General features: G+C 34.8%; 10 protein-coding genes. All 10 read left to right on the top strand.

Going from position 1 to position 11,673, the window contains the following annotated elements; all coding sequences use genetic code 11:
• The first annotated feature begins 200 nt into the window (after window positions 1-200).
• Entirely contained in the window at window positions 201-1,646 is a 1,446-nt protein-coding gene (gene gatB / locus DYH56_RS01540) for an Asp-tRNA(Asn)/Glu-tRNA(Gln) amidotransferase subunit GatB (protein WP_114641091.1), read from the top strand.
• Between the two features lie 76 nt (window positions 1,647-1,722).
• Window positions 1,723-3,837, top strand: coding sequence for a penicillin-binding transpeptidase domain-containing protein (locus DYH56_RS01535; protein ID WP_114641090.1), 2,115 nt, complete (start codon window positions 1,723-1,725; stop codon window positions 3,835-3,837).
• A 7-nt stretch (window positions 3,838-3,844) separates the two neighbouring features.
• A complete protein-coding gene (priA, locus tag DYH56_RS01530; protein ID WP_114641089.1) occupies window positions 3,845-5,974 on the top strand; it encodes a replication restart helicase PriA in 2,130 nt (709 codons plus the stop codon).
• 11 nt (window positions 5,975-5,985) lie between these two features.
• The gene (gene def / locus DYH56_RS01525) at window positions 5,986-6,498 is read left to right on the top strand and encodes a peptide deformylase (RefSeq protein ID WP_114641088.1); all 513 of its coding nucleotides are present in this window, start codon (window positions 5,986-5,988) and stop codon (window positions 6,496-6,498) included.
• Window positions 6,499-6,632: 134 nt separating this feature from the next.
• The gene (gene fmt, locus DYH56_RS01520; protein ID WP_114641087.1) at window positions 6,633-7,586 is read left to right on the top strand and encodes a methionyl-tRNA formyltransferase; all 954 of its coding nucleotides are present in this window, start codon (window positions 6,633-6,635) and stop codon (window positions 7,584-7,586) included.
• 10 nt (window positions 7,587-7,596) lie between these two features.
• Window positions 7,597-8,244, top strand: coding sequence for a redox-sensing transcriptional repressor Rex (locus DYH56_RS01515; RefSeq protein ID WP_233499971.1), 648 nt, complete (start codon window positions 7,597-7,599; stop codon window positions 8,242-8,244).
• Window positions 8,237-9,085 carry a bifunctional methylenetetrahydrofolate dehydrogenase/methenyltetrahydrofolate cyclohydrolase FolD gene (gene folD / locus DYH56_RS01510; RefSeq protein ID WP_114641086.1) on the top strand — a complete coding sequence of 283 codons (849 nt, stop codon included), beginning with the start codon at window positions 8,237-8,239 and terminating at the stop codon, window positions 9,083-9,085. Before DYH56_RS01515 ends, folD begins: the two co-directional genes overlap by 8 nt.
• Window positions 9,086-9,102: 17 nt before the next feature.
• Window positions 9,103-9,549, top strand: a complete 447-nt coding sequence (locus tag DYH56_RS01505) for an ACT domain-containing protein (protein ID WP_114641085.1) — start codon at window positions 9,103-9,105, stop codon at window positions 9,547-9,549.
• Window positions 9,550-9,633: 84 nt separating this feature from the next.
• Window positions 9,634-10,086, top strand: coding sequence for an acetyl-CoA carboxylase biotin carboxyl carrier protein (gene accB / locus DYH56_RS01500; protein WP_114641084.1), 453 nt, complete (start codon window positions 9,634-9,636; stop codon window positions 10,084-10,086).
• A gap of 218 nt (window positions 10,087-10,304) precedes the next feature.
• On the top strand, window positions 10,305-11,645 hold the full coding sequence (gene rimO / locus DYH56_RS01495; protein ID WP_114641083.1) for a 30S ribosomal protein S12 methylthiotransferase RimO: 1,341 nt from the start codon (window positions 10,305-10,307) through the stop codon (window positions 11,643-11,645).
• The last annotated feature ends 28 nt before the right edge of the window (window positions 11,646-11,673 follow it).

Genomic DNA, 11,673 nt, shown 5'->3' with positions numbered 1-11,673 from the left:
TAAACTAATAGTTCTTTGGTGATGACCTCAGCGGTTACTTAGTGCTGAAGGGTTAAGTCTGTATTCAAGTGTCAGATTTTAGTCTGCGTCAAAATTTTTATAAAATTGGTGTAGATTGGTGGCAAAAGTTTTTAATTTTAATAGCAATGAATGCTGATAGAGAGGGTAAGAATAAAAAATAATAAAGAAGGAGAATATATATGGCTATAGAATGGGAATCAGTAATTGGGCTAGAGATACACTGCCAATTAGATACAAAAACAAAAGTATGGTGTGGATGCAGCAGTGACTATGATAACTCACCAGAAAATACACATACATGTCCAATATGTTTAGGACATCCTGGAGCGTTACCAAAACTTAACAAAAAAGTATTAGACTATGCAATCAAAGCAGGATTTGCATTAAATTGCGACATAAACAAGGAGAGTAAGTTTGATAGAAAAAATTATTTCTATCCAGATACCCCTAAAAACTATCAAATAACTCAATTTGATCATCCATATGCTGAAGGCGGGCATATAGATATTAAACTATCCAATGGATCTGACAAGAGGATAGGAGTTACTAGAATTCATATAGAGGAAGATGCAGGAAAATCTATCCATGCAGGAGAAGAATCTTTTATAAACTTCAACAGAGCATCTATGCCCCTTATCGAGATCGTATCTGAACCGGATATGAGAAGTTCAGAAGAGGCGTACCAATATCTGAATTTAGTAAAGGATGCATTGAAATACACAAAGATTTCAGATGTTTCCATGGAATTAGGGTCTCTTAGATGTGATGCCAATATATCTGTAATGCATAAAGGAGCAAAAGCATTTGGTACAAGGGTAGAGGTGAAAAATCTGAATTCATTTAAGGGTGTAGCTCGTGCCATCGACTATGAGATCGGCAGACAGATAGAGGAGATAGAAAATGGCGGGGAAATCAACCAGGAAACCAGACTTTGGGATGAGGAAGCCCAGGTAACCAGAGTGATGAGAAGTAAGGAAGAAGCTATGGACTATAGATTTTTCCCTGAACCAGACCTGGTAAGAATAGTAATCACAGATGAACAGTTAGAAAGATTACAGGATGAGATGCCGGAATCTAAGGTAGCTAAGATGGCAAGATTTGTGGATGATTATAAGATCAGTGAAAATGACGCTGAGACATTATCTAATAGTATTGAATTAGCTGATTACTTTGAAAAGGTAGTGATATCTTCTGATAATCCTAAACTTAGCTGTAACTGGATCTTGACAGAGGTACTTAGAATATTAAAAGATAATAATAAAACTATTGAAGATTTTTCTATCAATTCAGAGGAATTAGGAGAGATAATAAAGTTAATAGATAAGGGAGCTATATCAAGTAAGATAGCAAAAAAATTATTTGAGATTAAATTAAATGATGAAAGATCTCCTAAGGCAATTGTAGAAGAGGAAAAGATGGCACAGGTGGCCGATACCTCTGAGATTGAAAAAATGGTAGTAGAAGTAGTGGCAAATAATCCTAAATTAGTAGAAGATTATAAGGTAGCTGACGAAGGAAGAAAGCCAAGGGTTGTAAAGGGACTTATGGGACAAGTGATGAAAGCATCTAAAGGGAAGGCAAATCCTCAGATGGTTATGGATATATTAATAGAAAAATTATCATAGTGGCAATATTTCCTAGAGAAAAAATAAAAGAGCGGTATTCCGCTCTTTTTATCATATAAACAAAAGGAGTGTAGATGTGGAAAATAAAAGAAAGATAATAAGGATTATGAACTTACTTATAATTTTTCTGATAATATTATTCTTTTTACTCAATAAAGTTAGTGTCGCAGCTGCCCTACTTATAATTTTTTTATTTGGGAATACAGTTAGATTAATATTAAAAAAATCTAGTGGTATGGAGTTATTTAATCAGAGAACATATTTATTTTCCTTTGTTATGATACTTTTTTTTGGTATTTTAGGTTTGAGGTTAGCCCAGGTTCAACTGATGAAATATGAAAAATTTACAGCCTTGGCAAAGCAGCAGAGTTATGGTAAATATTACCTCAATGGTAAGAGGGGAAAAATATTAGATTCTACAGGAAGGGAGTTAGCCTATGATGTAGATATCTATAAAGTTATAATAGACCCAAAAAGATTTTATGTGCTGGAGGAAAAAGATAAAATAGTAGAGGAGTTAAAAAAAGTAAAACCTTTTACTGTGAAAAATTTTAAAACTAAACTGAGAGATAATTACAGTAAGAATAAAAGGTATATAAAGGTAATAAATAAGGTCGATGAGGTTGAAAAAAATAAGATTGATGAGATACTGTCTAGGTATAAGATCAAATCCAATGAAATATATTTTGAGCATTCAACCCAAAGGAAATATTTTTCCTACCATGAGTTGGCACCGATAATAGGATTTATGGGAGCTTTTTCAGGGGAAGAGAAAAGAAGATTAGGGACTTACGGGATAGAAAGATACTATGATAAGTACTTAAAAAGAAACAAAATAGAAAAAAATGGATATTATACTAATTTTAGAAATTTACTCCTGCCATCTGATAGAAAAAATAATGATTTTTTAGAAAAAGACGGAAATAATGTACAGTTGACCATAGATTATTATATTCAATATATCCTGGACGATGAGATGCAGAAACAATTTGAAAAAGTGACTCCTAAATCAGCTGTTGGAATAATGATGGATCCCAGCAGTGGAAAAATATTGGCTATGTCCAGTTATCCAAGGGCCACGAATATAGCATATTTAAATAACAGGGCTATAAGATCACAGTATGAGATGGGATCGATATTTAAACCGATAATCATGGCAGCAGCATATGAGGAAGGGGTAATAAACGACAGTACGAGATTTGACAATCCAGATGGATATATCATGAGGTATGGTCATAAAATAAGAGACAGTGATTCCCACGGGATAGGACAGATAAGTCCTCAAACAATCATGAGAGTATCCAGTAATGTAGGGATGTCATTGATTTCAGAAAAACTGGACTCATTGACATTTGAAAGATATTTAAAGAAATTTAACCTATATGACAAAACAGGGATAGATACATTTGGAGAATTAGCTCCAAGACAACTTCCCTATAAAAAATGGGATGGTATGAAAAAATACACCATGTCCTATGGCCAGGGGATAGCTATAACACCCCTTCAAATGATATCTGCCTTAGCCGCTACCGTAAATGGCGGGATATATTATGAGCCTTATTTGGTAGACAATATAAAGAGTCCGGAGGGAGTAACTATTAAAAAAAATATACCCAATCCTGAAAGACGGGTTATATCCAAAGAGACTTCTAAAAAAATAAGGGAGATGCTCAAGGAGACGGTGGAAAATGGGACAGGGAAAAATGGTGCTATCTTAGGATACTCCATTGGAGGAAAAACGGGTACAGCACAGATAAGTGGCCGCGGCGGATATCTCAAGCAGGAGTATATGTCTTCATTTATGGGAATATTTCCAGCAGAGAATCCGAAATATATAATGTTGATCATGTTTGAAAAACCTGTTGCAGAAAATTATTGGAGAAAATTTGGTGCCTGGGTAGCCGCTCCGGTATTTAGAAACACCTTGGACAGGATATTGAAATACAAGGGGATCACCCCGGAAAATGTAGATGTTTTAGAGGGGGGAGACTACATAAATACCCTGTCTGAAAATGTAGATTTGGATCTACTGCCGGATTTTAAGGGGAATGGTGTGAGGTTAGCTCTGATGATAGCCAATAAATATAAGATTGAGATAGCAATTGATGGTAAGGGCCGGGTAGTGGAACAGTCTCCCAAACCGGGAACAAAGATCGAGGATATAAAAAAAATAAAGATAAAATTAAGGTAGTGATATTATGAACTATGTATTATATGTAGAGGGAGTAGAAAATGGTTTTTACACCTATTGGGATAGAGACAAAAAATATAAGGTAGGAGATCATGTCTGGATAAATTTCAGGAGGACTAAGAAAGTCGGGGTAATCCTATATGAGGATAAATCTATCGGCCATGAGTTTAAAATAAGTGAAATTCTCGGTCAGGTAGATGAGCAGGTATCTTATTCTGTGGAATTAATAGACCTTTTTCTATGGATAAAAAATTATTATCTCTGTAATTTTGGAGATATTATAGGAGTGTCAAGGCCTAAAGACATAAAAATTTCCTATAGCAAAAGAATTATTTTCAATAAATCAATTATACCCATGGATGAAAATGAAAGGGAATTTATAGACTATATTACTAAAAAACAGACAGCTGCTAAAACTACAATGGTACAAAAATTTGGTAAAAAACTACTGGATAAGTTCATAAAATCTCAAGTTGTATTAGAAAATAATACAATTAAAGAAAATAAGTATTTAAAAAATGAAGAAAATAGTATAAAATATAGATACACTAGAAAAAAATCACACCTGACTGCGGAGCAGGCAGAGGTAAAAAATAAAATATTAGAAGGAACCAAAAGATACTATCTTTTAAAAGGGATAACTGGTTCCGGAAAAACAGAGGTATATATTGAGCTTGTAAAAGATGCATTGGAAAGGGAGGGAGGAGCTATATTTTTAGTTCCTGAGATCTCCCTTACTCCTCAAATGGTAGATAGATTTAAACGTGAGTTTGATGAAATTGCAATTTTACACAGCAGACTAACAGCAAAAGAAAGGGCTGGCGAGTGGAAAGACATCTATTCTGGTAAAAAAAGGGTTGTGTTAGGAGTGCGGTCTGCAATCTTTGCCCCTGTAAAAGATCTTAAATATATCATAATTGATGAGGAGCATGAGGGCACCTATAAGCAGGATAGTAATCCCAGATACAATGCAAAATATGTAGCCATAAAAAGAGCAGAGATAGAGGGAGCTAAGGTACTCCTAGGGTCAGCCACACCATCTATAGAATCCTATTATCATGCTGCCCAGGGAGTATTTCAATTGTTGGAATTGAAAAAAAGGTATGGGAAGGCAATTGAACCAGATATGAAATTAGTGGATATGAAGGGCGAAAAAAATGATTTTTTCAGTGAAGACCTGATAGATCATATGGCTGGAAGGCTGAGAAAAGACGAGCAGATAATGCTCCTCCTCAACAGAAAGGGGTATTCAACCTTTGTCCAATGCCATGAATGCGGGCATATAGAGACCTGCCCCCATTGCTCCATATCTCTCAGTTATTATAAAAAAGATGGTCTTTATAAGTGTAATTATTGTGAGTATACCAAAAGATATTCCAATACCTGCAGCAACTGTAAGGAAAAGTCATTGAAGTTTTCAGGGAAGGGTACAGAGAGGGTGGAATCGGAGTTAAATGAACTCTTTGATCTGCCTATTTTGCGTGTAGACTCGGAAACTACAAAAACCAGAGATTCCCACAACAGGATATATTCTGATTTTTTAAATAAAAAATATAAGATAATGGTCGGAACGCAGATGATATCCAAAGGATTTCATTTTCCCGAAGTGACCCTTGTAGGAATAATAAATTCCGACAGTATATTAAATTTTCCGGATTTTAGAGCCGGGGAAAAAACTTTCCAGCTGGTGAGTCAGGCGGCAGGCCGGGCAGGCCGGGCTGAAAAAAAAGGAGAAGTAATAGTCCAGACATACCAGCCTGATAACTATGTAATCCAAAAGATTATAAGTAATGATTATGAAGGGTTCTATGAAGAGGAAATAGAAAACAGAAGGATCTTGAGCTATCCCCCATTTTCTCGGATAATAAATATTATCATATCCTCTAAGGAAGAAAAAGGATTAGAAGAATATACCGGTGAGTTTTATAAAGAGATAAAAAAAGATACTTTGGAGATGTATGGGCCTATGGCTCCCCCAATCTATAAGATGGGCGGGAACTACAGGTGTCAGATATTTATAAAGGGAAGCCGTCATGAGATAAACAGATTAAAGGGAAAGATAGCAGAAACTGTGCTAAAATTTAAAAACAATAAATATAGAATAATAGTGGATGTAGATCCTATAAATTTAATGTAAGAGGTGAAAAAATGATTTTTGAGATAAGAACATATGGAGACCCGGTACTTAGGGATAAAAACAAAGAAGTGGAAAAAATTGATGATGATATCAGGGAAATATTGGATGGAATGGTAGAAACTATGAGGGATATAAGCGGGATAGGATTAGCTGCTCCCCAGGTAGGAATTAATTTGAGGATGTTTGTAGTAGAAGCAGAGGAAGGGGTAGTTAAAAAGGTAATCAACCCTGAATTTATCGAATATTCCAAACATTGTGTAGACCATGAGGAAGGATGTCTGAGTGTTCCCGGGATACATAAGAAAGTAAAGAGACCTGAAAGTTTAAAAGTGAGATATTTAAATGAAAACGGTGAAAGTGTGGAAGAGGAGTTAGAAGACCTCTGGGCTCGTGCGTTCCAGCATGAAAACGATCATCTAGAAGGAATTCTATTTGTAGATAAGATAGCACCTGTGGCTAAAAGATTAGTAAGTAAAAAATTAGTGAATATGAAAAAAGAAACATTGAAAAAATTAGGAAAATAAAAATAACTCTTTCCTTGTTGTCGTTTTCTCTTAAATACAAAGAAAACTATCGCTAGAATACTTAGCTTTGGTTTCGTTTGAGAAGAGAAACCATAGAAAAGAAGAGTAAAGAAAAGTAATAAAGGAGAAATAATTTGAGAATATTATTTATGGGAACACCTGAATTTGCATTAAATTCACTTAAAACACTGGATGAAAATCATGATGTTATTGGGATTTTTACCAAGATAGATAAACCTAACAGCAGGGGGAAAAAAATAAAGTTTAACCCGATTAAACAATACGGATTAGATAATGATATCCCTGTATACCAGCCTAATTCAGTAAAGAAAGAGGAAACGATAAAATTGGTAAAAGAATTAAATCCTGACCTTATCGTAGTAGTGGCCTATGGTAAGATATTACCCCAGGAATTGATAGATATTCCTGAAAAGGGGATAATCAATGTACATTCATCACTCCTGCCTAAATATAGAGGGGCTGCTCCAATCCATGCTGCCATAATAAATGGTGAGAAGGAAAGTGGGGTCACTATAATGGATATAGTGAAGGAATTGGATGCCGGGGATATAATCTTACAGGCTAAAACACCGATAGATGAAATGGATACACTGGAGGATCTGCACGATAGACTGGCTGTAATAGGAAGCGAAGCCCTGTTAAAAGCTGTAAATATGATAGAAAGCGGAGTTGCCACTAGAACTCCCCAAGATGAGACCAAGGTAACTTTTGTTAAACCTATCAAAAAAGAGGAATGTGAGATACACTGGGATCATTCCATGGAAAGGGTATATAATTTTGTAAGGGGATTAAATCCGTTTCCATCTGCATATTCATTCTGTAATGAAAAATTATACAAAATATATTTTGTAGAAAAATACGACAGGGTCTATGATGGTGAATTTGGAGAAGTGGTGGACCTGGTTAAAGGAAAAGGCCCGATTATAAAGGTATTGGATGGAAGTTTAATAATAACCAGTATAAAGCCTGAAAATAAAAGGGTAATGACTGGAGCGGATTTAGTGAATGGAAACTATATTAAAGTGGGGGAAAAATTTAGTATAGGCAGTAAAGTAATTCAATTATAGGGGGAAACGAGTGATTATAAAAGAAAAAAGAAATGGGATATCCTCAAGGGTGATAGAGAGATTGACTAAATATTTGAGATGTTTAGAAAATTTATCACCTGAAGATTATATATCGTCAGAGGAGTTAGCGCTTAAAATGGGATTCACAGCAGCTCAGATTAGAAAAGATCTGTCTAATTTTGGTGAATTTGGCATAAGAGGAAAGGGTTACCAAATCAGAACTCTTTATAGCGATATCGAAAGAATATTAGGAGTGCACAAAACGAATAATATAATAGTTATAGGAGCAGGAAGACTTGGAGGAGCTTTGGTTTCAGAACCTGAATTTACCAAGGAAAGCTTCAATATAATAGGGGTTTTTGATAATTCTGACACCAAGATTGGAACTGAGATGAAAGGGATCAAGATCAGAGATGTAAAGGAGATTCCATACTTTTTACAGTCTAAAGACAAGGTAGATGTAGCAATCTTAACAGTACCTAAAAAAGTAGCCCAGCAAATGGCTACACTATTGGTGGAAGCAGGAGTTAAATCGATTTTAAATTTTGCACCAATAAATTTAGAGGTACCTGATCATATTGCAGTACAAAATATAGATCTATATGCTAAGTTACAGGAATTAAATTACTGGAAGGAGCAGGTAATAAACAATGATTAAAATTATAGATGGTAAAAAGATATCAGCAGAGATAAAAGAAGAAATGAAGATAGAGATAGAGGAATTGACTAAAGGTGGTAAACGAGCACCAGGTCTGGCAGTAATTATTGTGGGAGAAAATCCTGCATCTAAGGTATATGTCAATTCAAAAGTAAAAACATGCAGTGCTTTGGGTATATATTCTGAAAAATATAATTTGGATTCTGAAATTACAGAGGCGGAACTTTTAAAATTAATCGAAGAATTAAATAATAAAGAGGAAATAGATGGTATACTAGTGCAGTTGCCGCTGCCAAAACATATAGATGAAGATAAAATAATAGAAGCTATAAAACCAAATAAAGATGTAGATGGATTTCATCCAATAAATTTAGGTAAATTAGTTATAGGAAAGAATGGGTTTAAATCTTGCACTCCATATGGTATTATGGAATTGTTAAAAAGGTATGAGCTGGATCTGAATGGTAAAGACGTAGTGATAGTAGGCAGAAGTAATATAGTTGGAAAACCATTGGCAGTTATGCTGACCAATGAAAATGCAACTGTAACTCTATGCCACAGTAAGACAAAAAATCTATCGGAAAAAACTTTAAACGCAGATATAGTGATAGTGGCTATAGGAAGGGAAAAGTTTTTGACTGAAGATATGGTAAAAGAGGGAAGTATAGTAATAGATGTAGGCATAAATAGAAATAGTTTAGGGAAACTATGCGGAGATGTAGATTTTGAAAATGTATCTAAAAAAACATCATTAATAACACCTGTACCAGGGGGAGTAGGCCCTATGACAATAGCAATGCTTATGAAAAACACAGTAAAATCAAGAATGGAAAAAATATAAATTAACGGGGTGGGGACATGGTAACTGAATCAAGAGAATTTTTTATAGTAGATAAAAGGATCTTACCTAATTCAATTCAAAATGTAATTAAGGTAAATGAAATAGTTCAAAAAGAGGGAATATCAAAGTATGAGGCAATAAAAAGAGTGGGAATAAGTAGAAGTACATATTATAAATATAAAGATTTTATCAAACCATTTTTTGAAAGTGGAAAAGATACTGTATTTAATATAAATATGGCACTCCATGATGAGCCGGGGATGTTATCTAAAATATTCAATGTAATAGCAGCTTCAGGAGTAAATATCCTTACAATAACTCAAAATATACCTATCGACGGAATTGCAAGGGTTACTTTGGCACTTAGAACTAATGCTGATTCACTAAGAAATATAGAAACTATGTTGGAAAAAATAACTGAACAGCCAGGTGTAAGTGAGATCAGGATAATAGGGAATAATTAAGAGCTTAACCGCCAATGACGCAATATTAACAAATAAAAATATAGGGGTAATGCCTTGTGCTTATCCATATTAGCAGGAGGAAATATGAAAATAGATGTAAAAGCTATAAAGGAATTATCTGAAAATATAGAAAAATACGGGTTAGAGGAGATAACTTTAGAGAGTGAAGGAACTAAAGTTTCTCTTAAAAGAGAGATAGAAAAAGCAACTGTAACTCAAGTAGTGGCAGAGCCAAGAGTTGTAGCGGCAGCCCCTAGAAAAGCAAAGAAAGCTAAAACTGAGGTAGAGACGAAAAACTATGACTCTATAAAATCACCTATGGTAGGAACATTTTATGGTGCACCATCTCCAGACGCAGACAAATTTGTAAAAGAAGGACAAATTGTAGAAGTTGGAGATATTCTATGTATCGTAGAAGCTATGAAGCTTATGAATGAAGTAAAAGCAGAAAAAAGATGTAGAATAGTAAAAGCAGTGTTAACTGACGGAGCACCTGTAACTAAGGGAGCCGATCTGTTCTTAATAGAAGAAGTATAAAGAGAATCATATGAAAAGATGAAAGGCAGCTGCCTTTCATCTTTTCATATGGTAGAATAAAATTGAAAAACCTTATAAAACACATGATGAATCTGTGGAATCTTGAGGTCGAAATTCTAGCAATTCCTAGTTAAATATGCTATAATTTAAAGATGGAAAATGTAAAAAAAGAAGAGTGAAAAAATGTTTTTAAACAAAAAAAAAGGTAGGAGTAGAAGATGAAATTAGCCGTTATAACTTTAGGTTGTAGTAAAAACCTAGTAGACACAGAACATTATTTAGGAATATTAGTAAATAAAAAAGGATTTGAGATCACTACAGAGGTGGAGGACGCAGATCTTTGTATCATAAATACTTGTGGATTCATTGGTGATGCCAAAGAGGAATCTATTCAAAGTATATTAGAAGTAGCAGAGCATAAAAGAAGTGGGAAATTAAAGAAGATAATTGTAGCTGGCTGCCTGGCGGAAAGATATGCCGATGAACTGTTGGCAGAGATGCCGGAAGTAGATGCGATAATAGGGACTGGTGACGTAGATAAGATAGAGGAAGTAATCGACGAGATATTAGCAGATAAAAGGGTTATTAGAAGTGAATCTTTAGATTTCTTGGCCAATGCTCAAACGGAAAGAATAATCACAACTTTCCCGCATACTGCGTACCTGAAGATAGCAGAAGGGTGTAATAGAAGATGTACTTACTGTATCATCCCTAGTTTACGTGGAAATCTTCGTAGCAGGACTATTGAAGATATCGTAGTAGAAGCTGAGAGGTTAGTGGCAAATGGTGTTAGGGAGATAAACTTATTAGCTCAGGAAACTACTGAATATGGACTGGATCTATACAAGAAAAAAGCCTTGCCTGACCTAATGAAAGAGTTAGCTAAGATAGAGGACTTAAAATGGATCAGGACATACTATATGTTCCCTAATTCAGTAACTGATGAACTTATAGAAGTTATGAAGACGGAAGAAAAAGTGTGTAATTACTTTGATATCCCCATTCAGCATGTATCTGATTCTATGCTGCAAGGGATGAAAAGAGCCATATCTGGAGATGCTTCTAAAGAGTTGTTACGTAAGATCAGAAGAGAGATTCCAGATGCTACATTTAGAACTTCTCTAATAGTGGGATTCCCAGGTGAAACAGAAGATGATTTCCAGGAATTAAAGGATTTTGTAGAAGAATTTAAATTTGATTATATTGGTGCCTTTAAATATTCAAGAGAAGAAGATACAGTAGCCTATGATATGGAAAACCAAGTGGATGAAGATACAAAACATAGAAGATGGGTAGAACTTACCAATTTACAAGCTGAGATTGCAGAAGCGAAGAACAGATCATTCTTGGGAAAAGAGATAGAAGTGATGATAGACGGTGTATCGGAAGAATCCGAATATATGCTGGAAGGAAGAACAAGAGGACAGGCTCTGGAGATAGATGGTAAAGTTTTAACCAATGACGGGACTGCTAAACCAGGGGAGATAGTGAAAGTGAAAGTAGAACAGAACTTCAATTATGACCTGTTAGGGCCCATAGTAGCAAATGAAGTTAACTAAGCTTTAGGAGGAATGAAGATGAAGATGC

Origin of the sequence: Psychrilyobacter piezotolerans, assembly GCF_003391055.1 — a bacterium.
Taxonomy (GTDB): Bacteria; Fusobacteriota; Fusobacteriia; order Fusobacteriales; family Fusobacteriaceae; genus Psychrilyobacter; species Psychrilyobacter piezotolerans.
Note: the sequence above shows the minus strand (reverse complement) of the source record. Positions and strands in the feature narration are given on the sequence as shown.

Bases quoted from the DNA above. Each gene is read 5' to 3' on its own strand.
- DYH56_RS01505 (WP_114641085.1), top strand. From the start codon at position 9,103: ATGGTAACTGAATCAAGAGAATTTTTTATAGTAGATAAAAGGATCTTA.
- accB (WP_114641084.1), top strand. From the start codon at position 9,634: ATGAAAATAGATGTAAAAGCTATAAAGGAATTATCTGAAAATATAGAA.
- priA (WP_114641089.1), top strand. From the start codon at position 3,845: ATGAACTATGTATTATATGTAGAGGGAGTAGAAAATGGTTTTTACACC.
- folD (WP_114641086.1), top strand. From the start codon at position 8,237: ATGATTAAAATTATAGATGGTAAAAAGATATCAGCAGAGATAAAAGAA.
- gatB (WP_114641091.1), top strand. From the start codon at position 201: ATGGCTATAGAATGGGAATCAGTAATTGGGCTAGAGATACACTGCCAA.
- def (WP_114641088.1), top strand. From the start codon at position 5,986: ATGATTTTTGAGATAAGAACATATGGAGACCCGGTACTTAGGGATAAA.
- rimO (WP_114641083.1), top strand. From the start codon at position 10,305: ATGAAATTAGCCGTTATAACTTTAGGTTGTAGTAAAAACCTAGTAGAC.